20 protein-coding genes and 5 tRNA genes are annotated in these 21662 nt (G+C 57.7%); 6 read left to right on the top strand and 19 right to left on the bottom strand.

Going from position 1 to position 21662, the window contains the following annotated elements; genetic code table 11:
- The first annotated feature begins 2 nt into the window (after positions 1–2).
- Complete coding sequence (locus J4E42_RS19790; RefSeq protein ID WP_207285966.1) at positions 3–1043, top strand: AraC family transcriptional regulator; 1041 nt, start codon at positions 3–5, stop codon at positions 1041–1043.
- Positions 1044–1046: 3 nt separating this feature from the next.
- Here J4E42_RS19790 and J4E42_RS19785 read toward each other — a convergent pair whose 3' ends face one another.
- The 13 genes from J4E42_RS19785 to J4E42_RS19725 form a co-directional block, all read right to left on the bottom strand.
- Positions 1047–1193 (bottom strand): hypothetical protein, encoded by a 147-nt coding sequence (locus J4E42_RS19785; RefSeq protein WP_192419911.1) that lies wholly within the window; start codon positions 1191–1193, stop codon positions 1047–1049.
- 199 nt (positions 1194–1392) lie between these two features.
- On the bottom strand, positions 1393–2226 hold the full coding sequence (locus J4E42_RS19780) for a DUF2242 domain-containing protein (protein WP_207285965.1): 834 nt from the start codon (positions 2224–2226) through the stop codon (positions 1393–1395).
- Positions 2227–2456: 230 nt separating this feature from the next.
- On the bottom strand, positions 2457–4328 hold the full coding sequence (locus J4E42_RS19775; RefSeq protein WP_207285964.1) for a SurA N-terminal domain-containing protein: 1872 nt from the start codon (positions 4326–4328) through the stop codon (positions 2457–2459).
- A gap of 102 nt (positions 4329–4430) precedes the next feature.
- Positions 4431–4508, bottom strand: a tRNA-Leu gene (locus tag J4E42_RS19770).
- 53 nt (positions 4509–4561) lie between these two features.
- Positions 4562–4834 (bottom strand): HU family DNA-binding protein, encoded by a 273-nt coding sequence (locus J4E42_RS19765; protein ID WP_002552737.1) that lies wholly within the window; start codon positions 4832–4834, stop codon positions 4562–4564.
- A gap of 147 nt (positions 4835–4981) precedes the next feature.
- Positions 4982–7378 carry an endopeptidase La gene (gene lon / locus J4E42_RS19760; RefSeq protein ID WP_207285963.1) on the bottom strand — a complete coding sequence of 799 codons (2397 nt, stop codon included), beginning with the start codon at positions 7376–7378 and terminating at the stop codon, positions 4982–4984.
- 162 nt (positions 7379–7540) lie between these two features.
- Positions 7541–8824 (bottom strand): ATP-dependent Clp protease ATP-binding subunit ClpX, encoded by a 1284-nt coding sequence (gene clpX / locus J4E42_RS19755; protein ID WP_007946893.1) that lies wholly within the window; start codon positions 8822–8824, stop codon positions 7541–7543.
- A 112-nt stretch (positions 8825–8936) separates the two neighbouring features.
- Positions 8937–9572: an ATP-dependent Clp endopeptidase proteolytic subunit ClpP gene (gene clpP, locus J4E42_RS19750; protein WP_008034105.1), complete on the bottom strand. Its 636-nt coding sequence runs from the start codon at positions 9570–9572 to the stop codon at positions 8937–8939.
- A gap of 93 nt (positions 9573–9665) precedes the next feature.
- A complete protein-coding gene (tig, locus tag J4E42_RS19745; RefSeq protein ID WP_032832734.1) occupies positions 9666–10976 on the bottom strand; it encodes a trigger factor in 1311 nt (436 codons plus the stop codon).
- A gap of 402 nt (positions 10977–11378) precedes the next feature.
- Positions 11379–11454 (bottom strand) — tRNA-His (locus J4E42_RS19740).
- A gap of 77 nt (positions 11455–11531) precedes the next feature.
- A tRNA-Leu gene (locus J4E42_RS19735) sits at positions 11532–11616 on the bottom strand.
- A gap of 54 nt (positions 11617–11670) precedes the next feature.
- Positions 11671–11746: transfer RNA gene (locus J4E42_RS19730), tRNA-His, on the bottom strand.
- Positions 11747–11778: 32 nt separating this feature from the next.
- Positions 11779–11855 (bottom strand) — tRNA-Arg (locus J4E42_RS19725).
- Between the two features lie 275 nt (positions 11856–12130).
- Between J4E42_RS19725 and folD the strand changes: the two genes are divergently transcribed.
- Complete coding sequence (gene folD, locus J4E42_RS19720; protein WP_008034109.1) at positions 12131–12985, top strand: bifunctional methylenetetrahydrofolate dehydrogenase/methenyltetrahydrofolate cyclohydrolase FolD; 855 nt, start codon at positions 12131–12133, stop codon at positions 12983–12985.
- 238 nt (positions 12986–13223) lie between these two features.
- Complete coding sequence (gene pbpG, locus J4E42_RS19715; RefSeq protein ID WP_207285962.1) at positions 13224–14162, top strand: D-alanyl-D-alanine endopeptidase; 939 nt, start codon at positions 13224–13226, stop codon at positions 14160–14162.
- A gap of 946 nt (positions 14163–15108) precedes the next feature.
- On the opposite strand, the gene J4E42_RS19710 is transcribed toward pbpG, so the two are convergent.
- The 3 genes from J4E42_RS19710 to J4E42_RS19705 all read right to left on the bottom strand — a co-directional run bounded on the left by J4E42_RS19710 (position 15109) and on the right by J4E42_RS19705 (position 16354).
- Positions 15109–15303: a hypothetical protein gene (locus J4E42_RS19710; RefSeq protein ID WP_207285961.1), complete on the bottom strand. Its 195-nt coding sequence runs from the start codon at positions 15301–15303 to the stop codon at positions 15109–15111.
- Between the two features lie 19 nt (positions 15304–15322).
- Positions 15323–15529 carry a DUF6021 family protein gene (locus J4E42_RS29360; protein ID WP_008033692.1) on the bottom strand — a complete coding sequence of 69 codons (207 nt, stop codon included), beginning with the start codon at positions 15527–15529 and terminating at the stop codon, positions 15323–15325.
- A gap of 96 nt (positions 15530–15625) precedes the next feature.
- Positions 15626–16354, bottom strand: a complete 729-nt coding sequence (locus J4E42_RS19705) for a peptidase C39 family protein (RefSeq protein ID WP_207285960.1) — start codon at positions 16352–16354, stop codon at positions 15626–15628.
- Positions 16355–16521: 167 nt separating this feature from the next.
- On the opposite strand from J4E42_RS19705, the gene J4E42_RS19700 reads away from it, so the two are divergent.
- Positions 16522–16692, top strand: coding sequence for a hypothetical protein (locus J4E42_RS19700; protein WP_177318192.1), 171 nt, complete (start codon positions 16522–16524; stop codon positions 16690–16692).
- An 81-nt stretch (positions 16693–16773) separates the two neighbouring features.
- Here J4E42_RS19700 and J4E42_RS19695 read toward each other — a convergent pair whose 3' ends face one another.
- Both J4E42_RS19695 and J4E42_RS19690 read right to left on the bottom strand, forming a co-directional pair.
- Positions 16774–17523 (bottom strand): TerC family protein, encoded by a 750-nt coding sequence (locus J4E42_RS19695; protein WP_008044163.1) that lies wholly within the window; start codon positions 17521–17523, stop codon positions 16774–16776.
- Positions 17524–17552: 29 nt separating this feature from the next.
- Positions 17553–17795 (bottom strand): hypothetical protein, encoded by a 243-nt coding sequence (locus J4E42_RS19690; protein ID WP_207285959.1) that lies wholly within the window; start codon positions 17793–17795, stop codon positions 17553–17555.
- A gap of 135 nt (positions 17796–17930) precedes the next feature.
- Here J4E42_RS19690 and nhaR point away from each other — a divergent pair, with 135 nt between their 5' ends.
- Positions 17931–18830: a transcriptional activator NhaR gene (gene nhaR, locus J4E42_RS19685; protein WP_008033698.1), complete on the top strand. Its 900-nt coding sequence runs from the start codon at positions 17931–17933 to the stop codon at positions 18828–18830.
- A gap of 3 nt (positions 18831–18833) precedes the next feature.
- On the opposite strand, the gene J4E42_RS19680 is transcribed toward nhaR, so the two are convergent.
- On the bottom strand, positions 18834–19988 hold the full coding sequence (locus J4E42_RS19680; protein WP_008033699.1) for an MFS transporter: 1155 nt from the start codon (positions 19986–19988) through the stop codon (positions 18834–18836).
- A gap of 279 nt (positions 19989–20267) precedes the next feature.
- On the opposite strand from J4E42_RS19680, the gene sstT reads away from it, so the two are divergent.
- Positions 20268–21500, top strand: coding sequence for a serine/threonine transporter SstT (sstT, locus tag J4E42_RS19675; RefSeq protein ID WP_008033700.1), 1233 nt, complete (start codon positions 20268–20270; stop codon positions 21498–21500).
- Positions 21501–21662 lie beyond the last annotated feature (162 nt).

Below are 21662 nucleotides of genomic sequence, written 5' to 3'. Positions count from 1 at the left end.
CCATGAAACCGTTGCCGATGCGTCTGGGCGATCTGTCGGTGGGCTTTGTTCACAGCCTGGCCGACGCGGTGCGCAGTCACGGCATCGATCCTCAGCCCCTGCTCGACCAGTATGGCCTGGACCCCGCCCGGCTTGGCGAAGCCTGCGCCCGGCTGTCGATCCCGCGCTACATGCGCCTGGGCCACGGCGCCATCCAACTGACCGCCGACCCGGCACTGGGTTTACGCATGGGCCAGCTCAGCCGCCTGAGCCAGGCCGGCCTCGCCGGGGTTACCGCCGCGCAGGCACCGACCGTACGCGAAGCGGCACGTTGCCTGATTCGCTTCGAAGCCTTGTACGGCTCCAACTATCGCGGTCAATCGAGTTTCCACGAAGATGCCCAAGGTGCGTGGCTGCGGTTCTATTCCATCAGCCCTTACAACGCCTATAACCGCTTCGTGGTGGATTCGATCATCGCCGGCTGGTTGCAACAATTGTCCAGCGTCAGCCCTGTTCCCCTGAGCGCTGAGCGCATCGAGATCGAGTTCGACGAGCCGGATTACCGGGACGCTTATGCGGTGCTGGGCGATTGCCCGATCCAGTTTGGCGCCGAACAGAACCAACTGCGCCTGAGTCTGGCCAGCCTCGCTCAGCGCAACCCGCTGCACTGCCCGAGTACGTGGCGACACCTGCTGCAATTGTGTGAACGGGAACTGGAACAACTGACACGCACCCGCAGCCTGCGTGAACGCATCACTCAGTTACTGGGGCCGTTGCTCAATGGTGGCCGGGAACCCGACCTGGAAGAAGTGGCGGCACGCCTGAAGCTGCCTACCTGGACCTTGCGCCGCAAACTCACCGAGGAAGGCACGCAGTTTCGTGCAATTCTCAACGACACTCGTCGCGACCTGGCCATGACCTACATTCGTGACACCGAACTGGCGTTCGGTGAAATCGCCTACCTGCTGGGCTTTGCCTCAGCCGAAGCGTTTCAACGTGCTTTCAAACGCTGGAGCGGTCAGACACCCGGCGAGTTTCGCCGCAGTCACCGCCAGTCGGCCTGACGCTTACAGCTCAGTAGCGTCTTCAGCCGGTTCCAGCGGGTCCAGTTCAAAGGCCTGGAACTCGAGCAGCTCTTCTTGATAATCGTCCATTTTGAATCCCCCATCGCTCGTTGAAAAAACGCTTGAATAAATGACCTGCACCTTGAGCATAAAGTGCCCGCGTGAAAGAAAAATGACGCAGGCACGACACTCCGTCGCTACTGAATAAAACGTAGCAGGTGGTCAGGAATTTATCACAGGATTTTTCGATGCAGGCCATCGGAATGTGGCCTGGGTTGACGCGGATCAAACTTGAACACGATTCCGGGATCGACAGGCTGCGAGCCGATCCCGGAACGTCAGTCACCGATTATTGGCTGGTCACAGGCATGGCAGGAATCGGTTCGCTCGGAGGAGGCAAATTCGACTGCGCCGGTGGCGTGACATTTTCCGTCGACGGTGCCGCCGATTCAGCGTTCTCGACCGGTGCAACCGGTGCAGGCTCAGGTGGCGGTGCAACCGGTTCCGCAGCAGGTGCCGGCGCAGGCTCAGCTGCCGGAGCGGGAGCTGGAGCTGATTGGGCGGCAGAGGCCGGCTCAGGCGCCGGAGCGGCCTTGGCTTCAGGCACGCCCAGATCGGTTTTCGGCTTTTCGACGATGTGCGCGGCTTTTTTCGCTTCCGGCGGCAGGAACAATTCGACCAGGGCGAAGAAACGCTCGTAGAACTTAGCCGACGAGACGGTTTCGCTGGCGACCTTGACCATCGAGTCGTCGGACGAGCCGATCGGCATCGATACCGAACCCAACACACCGACACCGAGGCTCGCGGAGTTGTTGGTCTTCTTCAGCGCATAGCGATCCTGCAAGGCGTTGGCGAACATGGTCGCGTGATGGCCTTCGCTGCCATCATCGGCACAGACCACACTGAAGCTGATCTCCATGTGGGTCTCGCCGGTCTGCTGGAAGCTCTTGTGACCACTGATCAGCTTCGGGTCGTTGCTGGTGATGATGTAACCCTGGCTGAGCAACGCGCGACGGGCGGCTTCGCAGGATTGCGCATCGGTGACCGGGTAATTGCGCGAAAAGGTTCCGGAGTCGTCGAAGTTCTCATGCTCATAGATCGGGGCTTTTTTCGAAGAGCAACCGGCCGCAACGGCCAGCACCAACGCCAGCCCGACAACCCGCACGGGAAATGATTTAAACATTGAACATCCTGAGAAAAACGGTCCGGGGCGTATTGTGCAACAGATCGATGCTTAGCGTCGCATCGATTAGTGTCTTGAAACAGTTACAAGTGTAATGACTGCCATTTACAGGAAAAAGTCGCCCGGAAAAACCTCAGCCGACGGACAGCCCCTGCCCGTTTTTTCTGTGCCCACAAAAAACCCCGGCGGTTTGGCCGGGGTTTTTGTGTCGCGGGAAACTCAGTCAGGCATCAGAAACGCTTGATGTCCGCTTCGGCTTCCAGCTGCTTGCGGTAGGCCGCAAAGTCTTGCTGACCAATGCGCGAGGCGAGGAAGCGACGGTATTGAGCCTTCTCTTCGTCGGTCGGCGCAGCGGCTTCGTTGACGCCGTTCAGACGCACGATCACCAGGCTACCATCCGCCAGGGTCACGCTGCTGAAGGTCGGCTTGTCTTTGGCAACCGGCTTCGGCATGCGGAACAACGCTTGCAGCACAGTCGGGTCGATCCCTTCCTGAGCGCGATTCGCCGCAGCGGTGACTTTCCAGCTCTGACCGTCAATCGCCTTGTCCAGCGGCGTCTTGCCTTCGCGCAGGCCGGCAATCAGCTCATCAGCCTTGGTCTTGGCGGCAGCACTGGCGTGCTCCTTGGCCAATTGCCCGCGGATGGCGGCAGAGACGCTTTCCAGCGGCAGTTGCGCAGGCTTCAGGTGTTCCTTGGCACGCAACACGATCACGGTTTCCGGATCGAGTTCGATGGCGGTGCTGTTGGCACCCTCATCCAGCACTTCAGGACTGAACGCGGCAGCGATCACCGCACGGTTGGCTGCAACGCCGTCGCCACCTTCCCGGCCGAACGGCTTGGAGGTGTGAACGGTCAGTTTCAGGTCCTGTGCCGGCTGGGCCAGATCGGAAGATTCGAACGACGAGTCTTCCAGTTGCTTGGTCGCCTCGACGAAACGCTGCTCGACCTGCTGGGTTTTCAGCTCGCGGGTCAGCTTGTCTTTCAGGCTGGCGAAGGTCGGAACTTCCGGCGCCTCGACACCCAACAGCTTGATCAGGTGGAAGCCGAAATCAGTACGAACCGGGGCCGAAACCTGGTCCTTGGCCAACGCATACAGCGCGGTTTCGAACGCTGGATCGTAGACGCCAGGGCCTGCGTAACCGAGGTCACCACCGTTGTTCGCCGAACCTGGATCCTGGGAGAATTCCTTGGCCAGGGCCTCGAACTTCTCGCCTTTGGCCAGACGGGCTTGAACTTCTTCGATCTTGGCCTTGGCTTGCGCCTCGGTCACCTTGTCGTTCACTTCGATCAAAATGTGCGCCGCCCGACGTTGCTCGGACAGGTTGGCGATTTCTTTCTGATACGCCGCTTGCAGGTCTTCGTCTTTCACCGCGACCTGATCAAAGAAGGAAGACTTCTTCAACTCGAGGTAATCGATGATCACCTGATCCGGCGTCATGAATTCCTTGGCGTGTTCGTCGTAGTAGGCCTTGACCTCATCGTCGGTCAGCTTCACAGCCGCCGGGTCAGCCTTGACGTTCAGGGTAGCGAAATCGCGGGTCTGTTTTTCCAGACGGGCGAAAGCCAGCACCTGTGCGTCGGTAACGAAACCGCTGCCAGCCAGGCCAGCGCGCAGTTGGCCGATCAGCATTTCCTGAGCCAGCATCTGGCGGAATTGCATGCGGCTGTAGCCGAGCTGACGAATAACCTGATCGAAACGCTCGGAGCTGAACTTGCCGTCCACCTGGAACTCAGGGGTTTGCAGGATCACTTGGTCCAAAGCCGCTTCGGAAAAAGCGAATTTCGAGTTTTCTGCGCCTTGCAGCAGCAGCTTGCGGTCGATCAAGCCTTTGAGGGCCGATTCGCGCAGCATTTTTTCGTCGAGCAAGGAAGCATCGAAATCCTTGCCCAGCTGTTGCATGAGTTGACGGCGTTGCATATCGACCGCCTGGCTCAGCTCGTTCTGGCTGATTTCTTCGCCGTTGACCTTGGCCGCATCGTTACGATGGGTGGTGGCCTGAAAAATGGCGTCGAAACCGGTCAAAGCCATCAGTGCAACGATGACCCCGATAATGGTCTTGGCAATCCAGCCTTGTGAATTGTCCCTGATATTCTGCAGCATGCGTCCCCCAGAAACGGTTGAACTTCAAAATTAGGCAACCGTGGAGCGTGGGTAGAATCCGGATAGAAGAAAGGCGCATCCGAGGATGCGCCTTCTCGTAACTGGCGGAGCGGACCAAGGGTTCGAACTTGCGACCCTCGGTGTCTCGGACCGGCAACTTGCCGACTGGACTACCGCTCCGCTGCCAGGTCAGGCATGACCCCGACCCGGATAGGCAAAAACCTGAATCGAACTTAGTTGACAGCTTCTTTCAGTGCTTTACCGGCTTTGAAACCTGGTTTTTTGGCTGCTGCGATTTCCAGTGTCTTACCGGTCTGTGGGTTACGACCAATGCGAGCTGGACGATCAGTCACGGAGAAAGTACCGAAACCAACCAGAACAACAGAGTCGCCAGCCTTGAGAGCGCCAGTGACGGATTCGATTACAGCGTCCAGCGCACGGCCAGCAGCAGCTTTCGGGATATCAGCGGATGCAGCGATAGCATCAATCAGTTCCGACTTGTTCACTCTAAGTCCCCTTATATCTATTTGAGTATGATTCTAAGTTTTTTGGTGAAAGCAAAAACGAGTGCTGAATGGCCTACAGACACTTAAGAGCCGCTTTATAACAAGGGCTCTAAAAAGCTGTCAACAAGCCCTCCAGGCAAATGCGTACTAATGCGTGCTAATTCTTTCCTTAGAGTCAGACTCGCGTTTTTCATCCTTTGCAACTATCTCCGGAGCTACATCGGGCAAGGGCTCCGGCGCGTATTGCAGCGCAATTTGCAGGACCTCGTCAATCCATTTAACCGGTTTAATCTGCAGATCTTGCTTGATATTGTCAGGAATTTCCTTCAGATCGCGTACGTTCTCTTCAGGAATGATCACCGTCTTGATCCCGCCACGGTGGGCAGCAAGCAGTTTTTCTTTCAGACCGCCAATCGCCAGCACTTGACCGCGCAAGGTGATTTCACCCGTCATGGCCACGTCAGCGCGCACCGGGATCCCGGTCAACGCCGACACCAGGGCCGTGCACATGCCTACACCGGCGCTAGGGCCGTCCTTCGGGGTCGCCCCTTCCGGCATATGGATGTGCGTGTCACGCTTCTCGTGGAAGTCCAGGGGAATGCCCAGGCTCTTCGCGCGGCTGCGGACAACGGTCAAGGCAGCGGTGATCGATTCGACCATCACGTCACCCAGCGAACCGGTCTTGATCAACTGGCCTTTGCCCGGTACGACAGCGGCTTCGATGGTCAGCAATTCGCCGCCCACCTGAGTCCATGCCAAGCCGGTCACCTGACCGATCTGATCCTGCGATTCAGCCAGGCCGTAGCGGAATTTACGCACGCCCAGGAAGTGCTCCAGCATGTCGGCAGTGACCTTCACCGAGAAGCGTTTTTCCAGTGCATGCTCCTTGACCGCCTTGCGGCAAACCTTGGCAATCTGGCGCTCCAGCCCACGTACACCGGCTTCGCGGGTGTAGTAGCGGATGATGTCGCGGATCGCTTCGGCGTCGAATTCCAGCTCGCCTTTCTTCAAACCGTTGGCAGCAATCTGCTTCGGCGAAAGGTACTTGACGGCGATGTTGATTTTCTCGTCTTCGGTGTAACCCGGCAGACGAATCACTTCCATCCGGTCGAGCAGCGCCGGTGGAATATTCATCGAGTTCGAGGTGCACAGGAACATCACATCGGACAGGTCGTAATCGACTTCCAGATAGTGATCGTTGAAGTTGTGGTTCTGCTCCGGATCGAGCACTTCCAGCAACGCCGATGCTGGATCGCCACGCATGTCGCTGCCCATTTTGTCGATTTCATCGAGCAGGAACAGCGGGTTGCGGACGCCCACTTTTGTCATCTTTTGAATCAATCTACCTGGCATCGAACCGATATAAGTCCGGCGATGACCACGAATTTCCGCTTCATCGCGCACACCACCGAGGGCCATGCGCACGAATTTACGGTTGGTGGCGTGAGCAATCGACTCCGCCAGCGAGGTTTTACCCACACCAGGAGGACCGACAAGGCACAACACCGGGCCACGAATCTTCTTCACGCGCTTTTGCACGGCGAGGTATTCGAGGATGCGTTCTTTGACTTCTTCCAGACCGTAGTGGTCGGCGTCGAGGATGTCTTCTGCACGCGCCAGGTCCAGACGCACTTTGCTCTGAGCCTTCCACGGCACCTGAACCAGCCAGTCGATGTACGAACGCACCACGGTCGCTTCCGCGGACATTGGCGACATTTGCTTCAGCTTGTTCAGTTCGGCCTGGGCCTTGGCCAAGGCGTCTTTCGGCAGGCCGGCGGCATCGATGCGCTTTTTCAGCTCTTCGATTTCGTTATGGCCTTCGTCGCTGTCGCCGAGCTCTTTCTGAATGGCCTTCATCTGCTCATTCAGGTAGTACTCGCGCTGGCTGCGCTCCATTTGTTTTTTGACGCGACCGCGAATGCGTTTTTCGACTTGCAGCAGATCGATCTCGGCATCCAGCAACGCCAGGACGTGCTCGACCCGGGCCGACAAATCGATGATTTCGAGAATTTCCTGCTTCTGCTCGATCTTCAGGGCCATGTGCGCGGCCATGGTGTCGACCAGGCGGCCTGGTTCGTCGATGCTGTTGAGCGACGACAGGACTTCAGCGGGGACTTTCTTGCCCAACTGCACATATTGTTCGAACTGAGCCAGCAGGCTGCGGACAAACACTTCCGACTCGCGCTCAGGCGCATCGACTTCATCGATCAAGGAGACTTCGGCACGGCAATGGCCGTCCACTTCGCTGAAGCGCTCCACGGCGCCGCGCTGCTCACCTTCGACCAGAACCTTGACCGTGCCGTCAGGCAACTTGAGCAACTGCAGAACGGTAGCGATCGTACCTACGCGATAAAGTGCTTCTTCACCGGGATCGTCGTCAGCAGGGTTTCTCTGGGCCAGCAGAAGGATCTGCTTGTCGCCCGTCATCGCTGCCTCGAGGGCTTCGATGGATTTCTCGCGCCCCACGAACAGCGGGATAACCATGTGCGGATAAACCACGACATCACGCAATGGCAGGAGAGGCAATTCGATGGTTGTCTTCATGATTTCGCCTCTACGGCGGCCATAAGGCCGTAAACAGATGGAAGTAAGCTTGAAACCAAGATGGGGGCTGCCTTGAAAAAAAACAAGCGCAAAGAGGACGTTAAAAATGCTTTAAAAGAAAAGGGGCCCGAAGGCCCCTTCTTTATTCCAGCTGCGTGACGCTTAAGCGTCTGGCGCGGCCTTGGCAGCCGGCTCACTGTTTTCGTAGATATACAGTGGCTTGGACTTGCCTTCTATAACGCTTTCATCGATCACTACTTTACTCACCTCGGACTGCGAGGGGATTTCATACATAGTGTCGAGCAATACACCTTCGAGAATCGAGCGCAGTCCACGGGCACCGGTCTTGCGTTCCAGGGCACGTTTGGCGACCGATTTGAGTGCGTCTGCCCGGAATTCCAGGTCCACGCCTTCCATCTCGAACAGCTTGGCATACTGTTTGGTCAGAGCATTTTTCGGCTCGGTGAGGATCTGCATCAATGCAGCCTCATCAAGCTCGTCCAGCGTGGCAAGAACCGGCAGACGACCGACGAATTCCGGGATCAGACCGAACTTGACCAGATCGTCAGGCTCGACTTCACGCAGGGATTCACCGACTTTCTTGCCTTCTTCCTTGCTGCGCACTTCTGCGTTGAAACCGATGCCGCCCTTGGTGGAACGGTTTTGAATAACCTTTTCCAGACCAGAGAATGCGCCGCCGCAGATGAACAGGATGTTACGGGTGTCAACCTGAAGGAATTCCTGCTGCGGATGCTTGCGACCACCTTGAGGCGGAACGGAAGCGACCGTACCTTCGATCAGCTTGAGCAGGGCCTGCTGCACGCCTTCACCGGAAACGTCCCGGGTGATCGACGGGTTGTCAGACTTGCGCGAGATCTTGTCGATCTCATCGATGTAGACAATACCCATCTGGGCTTTTTCTACGTCGTAATCGCACTTCTGCAACAGCTTCTGAATGATGTTCTCGACATCTTCACCCACATAACCCGCCTCGGTGAGGGTGGTTGCGTCGGCGATGGTGAACGGAACGTTCAACAAGCGGGCCAGTGTTTCGGCAAGCAGGGTTTTACCCGAGCCTGTCGGGCCGATCAGCAGGATGTTGCTCTTGCCGAGTTCGACGTCGTCATTCTTTTTGTCACGCTGGTTCAGGCGTTTGTAGTGGTTGTACACCGCTACAGCCAGAACCTTTTTTGCACGCTCCTGACCAATCACGTACTGATCAAGGATGCCGCTGATTTCTTTAGGCGAAGGCAATTTATGCGCGCTGCTTTCCGCCTGGGCTTCCTGCACCTCCTCTCGGATGATGTCATTGCACAGGTCGACGCACTCGTCGCAGATAAAGACCGAGGGGCCGGCAATCAATTTGCGCACTTCATGCTGGCTTTTGCCACAGAAGGAGCAATAGAGCAGCTTGCCGTTGTCCTCGCCGTTGCGGGTGTCAGTCATTCGTTCGATCCAAATCCGATAGGCTTGCAACACAAGATGAAGGCTATTGCGGGCTTTTTCAAGCCCGCTGGTGATCGGACCAGCCGACCCGCCTTATTTTGAGCTGCTTATATTAAGCGGGGCGCTGGGTGATCACTTCATCGATCAACCCGTATTCACGCGCGGCTTCTGCACTCATGAAATTGTCGCGGTTGGTATCGCGCTCGATCTCTTCAAGCGTGCGCCCGCTGTGCTTGGCCATCAGCGTGTTGAGACGCTCACGAATGAAGAGGATTTCCTTGGCATGGATTTCGATATCCGAAGCCTGCCCCTGGAAACCGCCCAGTGGCTGGTGAATCATCACGCGTGAGTTCGGCAGGCAGTAACGCTTGCCAGGAGCACCGGCGGTCAGCAGGAATGCGCCCATGCTGCAGGCCTGACCGATACAGGTGGTCGACACGTTAGGCTTGATGAACTGCATGGTGTCGTAGATCGACATGCCCGCCGTCACCGAACCGCCCGGGGAGTTGATATAGAGATGGATGTCCTTGTCCGGGTTTTCCGCTTCAAGGAACAACAGCTGCGCGCAAATCAGGTTGGCCATGTAGTCCTCTACCGGACCCACCAGAAAGATCACCCGCTCCTTGAGAAGACGCGAGTAAATGTCGTAGGCGCGCTCGCCACGAGCAGACTGCTCGACAACCATCGGGACCAGGCCGCCTGCGGCCTGGATATCAGAGTTCTGCTGAATATACGAATTACGGAACATGCTCTGCAGTCACTCCCAAATAGTTATGTCTTGAATACGCATAAGCCAGCACGAAGGCTGGCTTATGGTGTGTGCTTCTTACCGCAGAAAAGATCAGTCGGCTTGTGGAGCTTCTACCGGCTTGACCGCTTCTTCGTAAGAGACCGATTTGTCGGTCACGCTAGCTTTCTGCAGAACAGTATCCACAACTTGCTCTTCCAGCACAACCGAACGGACTTCGTTCAGTTGCTGCTCGTTCTTGTAGTACCAGGACACAACCTGCTCAGGCTCTTGGTAGGCCGAAGCCATTTCCTGGATCATTTCGCGAACGCGGGCTTCGTCAGGCTTGAGGTCGAATTGCTTGACCACTTCAGCCACGATCAGACCCAGAACAACGCGACGCTTGGCTTGCTCTTCGAACAGCTCGGCCGGCAGTTGGTCAGGCTTGATGTTGCCGCCGAACTGCTGAACAGCCTGCACGCGCAGACGGTCAACTTCGTTGGACAGCAGAGCCTTTGGCACTTCGATCGGGTTGGTGGCCAGCAGACCGTCCATTACCTGATTCTTGACCTTGGATTTGATTGCCTGACGCAGTTCACGCTCCATGTTCTTGCGAACTTCGGCGCGGAAGCCTTCCAGACCGGTTTCCTTGATGCCGAATTGAGCGAAGAACTCTTCGTTCAGCTCAGGCAGTTTTGGCTCGGAAACAGTGTTCACAGTCACGGTGAACTCAGCGGTTTTGCCCGCCAGGTCCAGGTTCTGATAGTCAGCTGGGAAGGTCAGGTTCAGAACGCGCTCTTCGCCGGCTTTAGCGCCAACCAGACCGTCTTCGAAACCCGGGATCATGCGGCCGGAACCCAGAACCAGCTGAGTGCCTTTGGCGGAACCGCCAGCGAACACTTCACCGTCAACCTTGCCGACGAAATCGATGTTCAGTTGGTCGTCGTTCTGAGCGGCGCGATCGGCCACTTCGAAACGGGTGTTCTGCTTGCGCAGCACGTCCAGCATTTTGTCCAGATCGGCGTCAGCCACGTCAGCGCTCAGGCGCTCAACGGTGATGCCTTCGAAACCGGCAACGGTGAACTCAGGGAACACTTCGAAAATCGCGACGTATTCCAGGTCTTTGCCAGCTTCCAGGGATTTCGGCTCGATCGAAGGAGCGCCAGCCGGGTTCAGCTTTTGCTCAACTACGGCTTCGTAGAAAGAGGACTGGATGACGTCGCCGACAGCTTCCTGACGTGCATCAGCACCAAAACGGCGCTTGATTTCGCTCATCGGCACTTTGCCTGGACGGAAACCAGCGATCTTGGCCTTTTGGGCGGTCTGCTGCAGACGCTTGTTGACCTGAGTCTCGATGCGCTCAGCCGGCACGGTGATGCTCATGCGGCGCTCAAGAGCAGAAGTATTTTCAACAGAAACTTGCATGGATATTCCTCGTTGCACAGACGTTGGCCGGCCGTTTCCGACCCCAGAATCAAGGGCATGCATTCTAGTAGGTCAAACTCAAGAAGTCACCCTACTGAAAACGGGTAACAACGCAGCAGGCAATTTATAGGTGCGAATGCATGAATGCATCTCGCCCCGGTGGCAAATACAGCCAATCATGCCAGGGCTCTGCGCCAACCCTTCTATATATAGAAGCGATTGCCAGGCATCCCCCTGACAGCCGATCTCGCGAGCAAGACCGGCGAGCAGCACGGCATCATCGAGAAACAAAAATACGACGAAACGCCCTGCGCCTGCGACCCAGAACCTGCAGTCGCGAAACACTCAGACCACTAAAACAAAAAAGGCGCCAGACTGTTAAATCTGGCGCCTTTCGGAATATGGGGTGGACGATGGGGATCGAACCCACGACAACGGGAGTCACAATCCCGTGCTCTACCAACTGAGCTACGCCCACCATATTGCGTAACAAAGAAGCCAAACAACTTCTTCGTTGAGCTCCAGCCAAGCCAGCGGCCTGAATGAAGCTTTATTTGGTGCGGATGAAGAGACTCGAACTCTTACGCCTCGCGGCGCTGGAACCTAAATCCAGTGTGTCTACCAATTCCACCACATCCGCATGTAGCCGTTAAAGCAAAGGCGCCAGACTGTTAATCTGGCGCCTTTCGAAATATGGGGTGGACGATGGGGATCGAACCCACGACAACGGGAGTCACAATCCCGTGCTCTACCAACTGAGCTACGCCCACCATATCGCGTTACTTGTGCCAAAGCTGCCTAATGGCGCACCCGGCAGGACTCGAACCTGCGACCATCCGCTTAGAAGGCGGATGCTCTATCCAGCTGAGCTACGGGCGCCTTGTTAATCTGTACCCTTGAAGGACTACAAACTAAGTGCTTTCCAGCCTTGCAGAATCGTAATTCCGCTCGACCTTCTTAACCAGTGCTAGGCTGTGCCCGACAAGTGCGACGAATAGTATAGAGCCCCCCGTAGGGCGTCAAATCCTTTTTAAAAAAAATTCATTTAATTAAAGGGGTTAGAGGAATTTGCAGACCAAGCGCCTTTGCCCTCACCTCATGACATGCGAGAATGCGTTCTCTTTTTTTCCCCTCTCGATGGTTAATCACGCGCAATGACTGCACAACTAATCGACGGCAAATCGATCGCCGCCAGCCTGCGCCAGCAGATCGCCAAACGCGTCACCGAGCGTCGCCAGCAAGGCCTGCGCACTCCCGGTCTCGCGGTGATCCTGGTCGGCAGCGATCCTGCCTCTCAGGTTTATGTCTCGCACAAGCGTAAAGACTGTGAAGAGGTCGGCTTCATTTCCCAAGCCTACGACCTGCCTTCCGAAACCACTCAAGAAGCGCTGACCGCCCTGATCGATCGCCTGAACGACGACCCGGCAATCGACGGCGTTCTGCTTCAGCTTCCGTTGCCTGAACACCTGGACGCGTCCAAATTGCTGGAACGCATTCGTCCAGACAAAGACGTCGACGGCTTCCATCCTTATAACGTCGGTCGTCTGGCCCAGCGCATTCCGCTGCTGCGCCCTTGCACGCCCAAAGGGATCATGACCCTGCTGGAAAGCACCGGGGCCGATCTTTACGGGATGGACGCAGTGGTCGTCGGCGCCTCCAACATTGTCGGGCGACCGATGGCGATGGAATTGCTGCTGGCCGGTTGCACCGTGACCGTCACCCACCGCTTCACCAAGGATCTGGCAGGCCACGTCGGTCGCGCCGATCTGGTGGTGGTCGCCGCCGGCAAGCCGGGCCTGGTCAAGGGTGAATGGATCAAGGAAGGCGCGATCGTGATCGACGTCGGCATCAACCGTCAGGAAGACGGCAAACTGGTCGGCGACGTGATCTATGAAACCGCCCTGCCCCGCGCTGGCTGGATCACTCCAGTACCGGGCGGCGTCGGCCCGATGACCCGCGCCTGCCTGCTGGAAAACACGCTGTACGCAGCGGAAACGCTGCACAGCTGAGTTCACGCCTCGATCCAGGCAACGAACAAAAGAACCCTGCCAATGGCGGGGTTCTTTTTGCCCGTGGAATGACACTACCACTCGCCGGAAACCTGCTGTTTTGTAGGGCTTTTCAAGGACTTTGACTTGTCGATTGAACAACCATCGACAGTTCTTCAGCCATACTCCTAAAATGCGTCGTTTTTAAAGAAACAGCCCGTTACAAAACGGCTAATCCACACCTTATGAGTCTGCCAGCGTGAAAATCCGTCTTTCCATCCTGAGCCTATTTTTTGTATTTACAGGGACGTTCATCACGCCAGCGGTCAATGCTGCTGAAACCACCGCGGCACCTCGAGATACGAAACAACTCAAGCTGGCTTCCGGCAGCTCCTTGCTGCTGGATATGCAGACCAACAAAGTCATCTATGCCAGCAACCCCGATGTGGTTGTCCCTATCGCCTCCGTCAGCAAATTGATGACTGGTCTTGTCGTGGTCGAAGCCAGGCAGAACATGGACGAGTACATCAATATCAACATCAGCGATACGCCAGAAATGAAAGGCGTGTATTCCCGGGTGAAACTCAAAAGCGAATTGCCGCGCAGGGAAATGCTGCTGATCGCGCTGATGTCCTCGGAAAACCGCGCAGCCGCGAGCCTGGCCCACCACTATCCGGGCGGCTATGTCGCATTCATTGCCGCGATGAACGCCAAGGCCAAGGCGCTGGGCATGACCAGCACCCACTTCGTCGAACCGACTGGCCTCTCCCCTCGTAACGTTTCTACCGCACGCGACCTGAGCAAATTGCTGATCGCGGCGCACAAGTACCCGTTATTGACCGAGTTGAGCACCACCAAGGAAAAAACCGTCTCGTTTCGCAAGCCCAATTACAGCCTGGGTTTCCGCAACACCGACCATCTGGTCGGCAAGCCGAACTGGGACATCAAGTTGACCAAAACCGGTTTCACCAACGAAGCCGGCCACTGCCTGGTGCTGGTGACCAGCATGGGTAATCGTCCGGTGGCGCTGGTGATTCTCGATGCGTACGGCAAGTACACGCACTTCGCCGATGCCAGTCGTATTCGCAACTGGGTCGAGACCGGCAAGGGCGCCAATGTTCCGTCTGAGGCCTTGCAGTACAAGTCGGAGAAGAACCTCAAGCACCGTCAGAGTGGTGTGGTTGAGGCTTCGAAGTAGTTGGGGATATATCCGTTTCTTCGGTAACGGCGGCTTATGGTTTCGCCCTTACGGCGAGTCACTTGGAAAAGCCCCAAGTAACCAAGGGCTCTTGCCCCTTTCGTTCGGTGCCTCGCTAATGCTCGGCATGCCCTCGCTCCGGTCCTGCTCCGTGGGCCCGCCGCCATCGGCCATCCATGGCCGGGGGCGGCTAACCCGGCATCCATGCCGGGTTGCCCACTGCGCAGAACCTCCACTCGGCCTCTCGAGGGGGCGCTCAGATCAAAAGCTGAAGGCGAGCTAACGCTCGGCCTGATGAGTGGTGGAAATCAAAAGCGTATGCGATTTCCTGTAGGAGCCGGCTTGCCGGCGAAAAGCGTTTGAACAACGCGTTCATTCAGACAGCCCGCGTTATCGTTGGCGTCCATCGCTGCGATGCGGCGACCCGACAAGCCAGCTCCTACAATTTTGAATCGTGTGAACCCAATCCATTGTAGGAGCCGGCTTGCTGGCGATGGCGTCCGTCCAGTCAATAAATGCGTCGACTGACCCACCGCTATCGCCAGCAAGCCGGCTCCTACAGGGGAATGTGCAAACATCCAAAACTGGTGCGGCCATCACAATGCGGGAGTGTGCACACGACTGAAGAGCCAGGTCGGCTTTCAGGCCGCCTCGGCGGCTGTGGCGGTAGTCGCCCCCTCGAGAGGCCGAGCGCAGGTTCTGCGCAGTGGGCAACCCGGCATGGATGCCGGGTTAGCCGCGCACGGCCAAGGATGGCCGATCGCGGCGGGCCCACGGAGCAGGACCGGAGCGAGCCACCGAACGAAAGGGGCAAAAGCGCTTTGGTTACTTTCCGCCGGGCCGCGCAGGCTTTTCGAAAGTGACTCGCTGTAAAAGCGAAACCGTTAGCCGCCGTTACCGCAATAACGGATATACCCCCAATCCACTGAACGCCAAACCGAAAACCTCAATCATTCGGCAACGGCATCTGATCATCATCCGGAATACCATCCCCCGCACTCGGATCCCTTGGCCTCACCACCGGCCTGACCAACGGATCACGCATCGGACTGTCCGGATCCATCACCGGATCAATATCATCCTCCACAGTGGTTGGAACACTGTCCGGACGCTTGTCGTCAAAACTCGAATCAGTAGACATACGCACCTCACACAAAACGTCAGGGTTTCAAATTCGCGAGCGGGTCGTAAGGTTTGGCGGGAGCCTTGCCCGCCTCGCCCGGTTTAACATCCCTGGGCGCCCTGGCTGGTCCGATGGGGTCCACCTGAGGGTCGGCAAGGTCCGGTGAATCCGGATCGAAACCCAACTCATTGCCTGATGAATGCTCGGACGAGTGCGGGCCGGAGGGTGAAGTGGGATGTGTCATGGACGCCTCCTTGGGACGGACCCGGAAACATCCGGGCCCTTATCCTTTAGAGGCCAATCGCAAGTGGCAGTGCCGGGCAGATGACGAACGGGAAGCTTACTGCGAAGTCAGCGCCTTCTTCGCACGGGCAGCAGCCTGCTCCTGACCGGCCTGGGCCAGATCGTTCGCCGCTTTCAACCAACGCGACTGATCAACGTTGGCCGGAATCTGCTCCGGTTTCTGGATCAGCACCGCCCAGCCACCCGCATCCTTGAACGACGACTCAAACGAGCTGAAGCTCATCAACTCCCGACGATTCATTCCCGAGCGCAGCAACACAGTCCGCTTCTGACGGTTGTACCCGGCAAGAATGGCGTAACGCGGTTCAGCCCAGAACGCCGAGCCTTCAGTGAAGCGCACCATCACCGGGTAACCCGCCGCAACCTGGGTCAGCAGCGCAGGCAAATGGCTGTCGAGTGGGTAAACGACCATCCCGTACTCGCGGGCGAGGTTCTGCATGTTCTGCTGCAATTGCGCTTCGGCGCCCGGCAGGTGCAAAGGTTTTTCGAGCAACCCTGGAGTAATCACGATGCCCTGCTGGGCCAACAGACTGGCCAGCACCTGGGGCCCGCTTTGAAAGCTTTGCCCACGGTAGAACGTCCCGCTGAGTTCCACGCGTTCCGGCAGACGCTTGACCTCCGGCGCCACACTGCCCGCGCAGCCAGCCAGACCTGCAACACAGCCAACAATCAGGGCTGCCGTTCGAATTCGCGAAAATACCCGCACCATCATCACTCTCTTGTTCAGACGCCAGGTGTCCATGCTCCCGGCTTGGCCGTTGATCATAGGACGCCGCGCGACAGCGGTATAGCCTTAACCGGCAGTTGATTGCGTTCGATAGAGCGAACTGATTGGTCGGCACCGACCTTTGGTCAATAGCCTGCAACATGGCAGCGACTAGACTGTCACTTGCAAAGCGTGTGTGCCCGAAGCAGGGCGAAGAGGAGGCACTGATGAGCCTGACAATGACCATTGTGATGTTGATTTTCAGTTGGCTGGCTGTTGCCGCCGCCATGTTGTGGGGAGTCCTGCGAATTGCCCGCCGACACCATCACCACCCCGCCCAGCCGGCTCGGGTGACGAAAACCGATAAACCGGTTGCACGTCACGCCACTGCGCACTGACGGACACTTTTTAATACCCCAAATACAAACGGCCGCCTGGACTCTTGCGAGTGCAGGCGGCCGTTTTCGTTTCAGCCCAGGTTACGCTTCAGCGGCAATGCGCTTCTGCTTGGCCCGTCGCGACATCATGTTCAAGCCTTCAATCGTTGCCGAGAACGCCATGGCTGCGTAGACGTAGCCTTTCGGTACGTGGGCGCCGAAGCCTTCGGCGATCAGCGTCATGCCGATCATGATCAGGAAGCCCAGCGCCAGCATCACCACCGTCGGGTTGTCGTTGATGAACTTGGCCAATGGGTCAGCCGCCAACAACATCACCAGCACCGACACCACCACCGCGATGATCATGATCGGCAAATGCTCGGTCATGCCGACAGCGGTAATGATGCTGTCGATGGAGAACACCATGTCCAGCATCAGGATCTGACCGATCGCGGCAGCAAAGCCCAGGGTCACGGTCGAGGTCGCCGACTTCGGATCTTCCGGCGCCGGGTCCATGCTGTGATGGATCTCGGTGGTCGCCTTCCACAACAGGAACAGGCCGCCGGCGATCAGGATCATGTCCTTCCAGGAGAACGCGTGGCCGAGGATCTCGATCACCGGCTCAGTCAACTGGACGATGAACGCGATGGTGCTCAGCAGTGCCAGTCGCAGGATCAGCGCCATGCCGATACCAATGCGCCGCGCCTTCTGCCGATGCTGTTCCGGCAGTTTGTTGGTCAGGATCGAGATGAAGATCAGGTTATCGATGCCGAGCACGATTTCCATCACCACCAGCGTGGCCAGGGCGACCCAGGCGGTGGGGCTTGCAGCAAGTTCTAAAAGGTATTCCATGGGTCAGTCCTGACTCGTTTTAAGACGGTTTAGATTTCCTGGGACGACGATTCGGTTTTCTCTTTATCGTCGCCCGATGATTCTTTCTTGCTGGTCAACCCGCTGGTGGCATCGCTGAGCGCTTGCTCGGCGGCTTTGTGGGTGTCGTCAATCGCTTGCTTGGCGGATTCGGCAGCCTTGCCCATCAGTTGCTGAGCGCTTTTTTCGGCCTGGTCACAACCGGCCAGCACCAGTAAAGACGCAATCAACAGTGCCGTGGTTTTAAGCTTCATGATGCTTTCCTCGATAGAACAAAACGGGCCGAAACGATGGCCCGTTGATAGCGAGGCATTCTAGGGAGGCAAACACTTCAGGAAAATTCGTATTTTTAGCGGTTATACTTCGGTTTTCACGAACTGTAGGTCGCCATGCTCAACTATCGACAACTGCATTACTTCTGGGTCGTGGCCAAGACCGGCAGCATCGTGCGCGCCTGCGAACAGCTGAACCTGACGCCGCAAACCATCAGCGGGCAGATTTCCTTGCTCGAACAAACGTATGGCATCGAGTTGTTTCGTCGGGTCGGCCGACAGCTGGAACTCACCGAAGCCGGACGCCAGACCCTGCCCTACGCCGAGCAGATGTTTCAGCTCGGTGGTGAATTGGAGCTGATGCTGCGGGCGCAACCCAATGAGCAACAGATTCTGTTTCGGGTTGGCGTGGCTGATGTGGTGCCCAAATCCATCGTCTATCGCCTGATCGCGCCGACCATGGAGCTGAGCGAACCGCTGCGCATTACCTGCCGCGAAGACAAACTCGAACGCTTGCTCGCCGACCTGGCGATTCAGCGCCTGGACCTGGTGATTTCCGACAGCCCGATGCCGTCGCACCTCGACATCAAGGGCTACAGCCAGAAACTCGGGGAATGCGGAATCAGTTTCTTCGCCACCGCCGAACTGGCGGCGCAGTACGGCCAGGATTTCCCGCGCAGCCTGCACGGCGCACCGCTACTGATTCCGGGGCCGGAAACCGTGGTGCGCAGTCGTTTGCAACGCTGGTTTGCCGAGCAGCAGATTCAGCCGCGCATCGTCGGTGAGTTCGACGACAGCGCGTTGATGCAGGCTTTCGGCCAATCCGGCAGCGGGATTTTCATCGGCCCGAGCGTGATTGCCGATGAAGTGAAGCGTCAGTGCGGCGTGGAATTGATTGGCCAGACCGACGCCGTGACCGAGTCGTTCTACGCCATTTCGGTGGAGCGCAAGGTCAAGCACCCCGGCATCGTTGCGATTACCGAAGGTGCCCGACGCGAGCTGTTCACCGAGATATGAGGGTCAGGCGCAGACTTCGCGGGGCTTGAAGGTCATCAGCGCCATGGCCAACAGGATCGAGATCAGAATAAAACCGGCCGCCGCAAAGCCAAGCCCACCCAGGCCAACGCTGTCGATCACCCGGCCACCGACCATCGCGCCCAGACCGATACCGAGGTTGGCGCCAGCAATGTTCAGCGACGCGGCAAAGGCCGGTGCCTCAGGCGCTGCCTTCATCAAACGCACATGGCTGACCAGGAACAACGCCGCTTGTGTCACGCCCCAGATGCCCATTGCCGCCGCCAGACCCAGCGGCGAATGGATGTTCGGCACCAGCGTCACCATGCCGGCGATCATGAACGCGCAGAACGTCACGGAAGCGATCAGCGGATGACGGTCCACCGCGCGACCACCCAACGAGTTACCGATCAGGCCCACCGCGCCGAAGCCCATCAGGCACCAACCCACCACGGTGCCGTTGAAACCGGCCAGCCGCTCAAGAATGTCAGCCAGATAGGTGTAAGCGGTAAACATGCCGCTGAACACCAGGATCGACAGCAACACGTGCCCGATCATCAACGGGCTGCGCAGGATCTTGAACTGCGAACGGAAGCTCACCTGGTGTTGATGCAGGCTGGTTTTCGGCAAGTAGATAAACAGCAGCAACGCCTTGGCAAACGCGATCACCGCCAGAATGCCGAAGGCACTGCGCCAGCCGAACGCATCGGAAATCAACGTACCCACCGGAATCCCGAACACGGTCGCGCAAACGATGCCGAAACCGATCTTGGCAATGGCGCGCCCGGCGTAATCCGGCCCGACGATGTCCACCGCCGTTTCACTGGCCAGGGCCCAGAACACAGGCAGCCCGAGCGCGGGGATCAACCGCGCAACGGCCATCACCCAGATGTTCGGCGCAAACGCCGCGAGGGTGTTGGCCAGGCCGAACATGATCAACACCGAGATGAACAGCTTGCGCCGTTCGAACCGGGCGAAGTACGCGGTCAGGAACGGCCCGAACGCGGCGACAGTGAAGGCGAACAACGTCACCAGCAAACCGGCCTGGGGGATGGTCACTTCAAGATCCCGGGCGATTGCCGGCAACAGGCCGACGATGATGAATTCCGTGGTCAGCACCGTGAAACCGGCGGCGGACAACAGAAGGATGGGCAACAGCATGCAGAACTCCAGAAAACGACAACACCAGCGATAGCCCGAAGGCTCACTGGCAGACATGAAAATGAGGATGCGCAATCTTAACAGAGTGTTTCCAAAGGCGGTTGCACGAACCTGCACATCGCGTTTAACAGGCGGGTGGCAGATCGTCACAGGTCTGAGGGATGCGGACGACGCTGTGATAAAGTCCGCGCCCTGCGATTCGTACACCCTGTTCATCCGCCCTTTAATGGCCGCGATGTCGCGACACTCAGCACCTAATAAAATCAGAGATGCCGTTTTATGACCGCTTCATCCCCTTCGCTATTGCAACGCTTGAAACGCTTGAGCCTGGTTACGCAAATCATCATCGGCCTGCTCGCCGGGATTGCCCTGGCGCTGGTTGCGCCGGACGTGGCGAAGTCCACCGCCTTCATTGGCAAAGTGTTCGTCTCGGCGCTGAAAGCCGTCGCGCCGATTCTGGTGTTCGTGCTGGTCATGGCGTCGATCGCCAACCACAAGCACGGCCAGGAAACCCACATTCGCCCGATTCTGTTTCTGTACTTGCTGGGCACGTTTGCGGCGGCCGTGGTCGCGGTCGTGGCCAGCATGATGTTCCCGTCGAGCCTGGTGCTGTCCACCCACGACGTCGCGGTGACGGCGCCGGGCGGTATCGGCGAAGTGCTGCAAAGTCTGCTGCTAAGCGTGGTGGATAACCCGGTCAGCGCGCTGATGAATGCCAATTTCATCGGCATTCTGGCGTGGGCCATCGGCATGGGCGTCGCCATTCGCCACGCCGGTGACACCACGCGTGAAGTGCTCGGCGACTTGTCCAACGGCGTGACCCTGATCGTGCGCCTGGTGATCCGTTTTGCGCCGCTGGGGATTTTCGGCCTGGTGGCGTCGACCCTCGCCACTTCCGGTTTCGGTGCCTTGATCGGCTACGCGCATCTGCTGGCGGTGTTGCTGGGTTGCATGCTGTTTGTGGCGCTGGTGATGAACCCGGTGATCGTGTTCTGGAAGCTGCGTCGCAACCCGTATCCGCTGGTAATCATGTGCTTGCGTGAAAGTGGCATCACGGCGTTTTTCACCCGCAGTTCGGCGGCGAATATTCCGGTCAATCTGGAACTGAGCAAGCGCCTGGGTCTGCATGAGGACACTTATTCGGTTTCGATTCCGCTGGGTGCGACGATCAACATGGCGGGTGCTGCGATCACCATTACTGTGCTGACTCTGGCGGCTGTGCATACGCTGGGTATTGCCGTGGACATTCCGACTGCCATCCTGCTGAGTGTCGTTGCGGCGATTTGTGCCTGTGGCGCTTCGGGTGTGGCGGGTGGTTCGTTGTTGCTGATTCCACTGGCGTGCAGTCTGTTCGGCATTCCGAGTGAAATCGCCATGCAGGTGGTGGCGGTTGGTTTCATTATTGGTGTGTTGCAGGATTCGGCGGAGACTGCGCTGAATTCTTCGACTGATGTGTTGTTTACGGCGGCGGCTTGTTTGGGTGAGGACGAGAAGGCTCAGCGTTTGGCGTGACGCGTGGTTTGGTTTGGGGCATATCCGTTTCTTCGGTAACGGCCACTTAGGGTTTCGCTTTTACAGCGAGTCACTTTGGAAAAGCCCCAAAGTAACCAAAAGGCTCTTGCCCCTTTCGTTCGGTGCCTCGCTAATGCTCGGCATGCCCTCGCTCCGGTCCTG

It is taken from the genome of Pseudomonas sp. FW300-N2A2, assembly GCF_017351735.1.
In the GTDB taxonomy this organism is placed as follows: domain Bacteria; phylum Pseudomonadota; class Gammaproteobacteria; order Pseudomonadales; family Pseudomonadaceae; genus Aquipseudomonas; species Aquipseudomonas migulae.
This window is presented reverse-complemented; position numbering and strand designations above follow the sequence as displayed.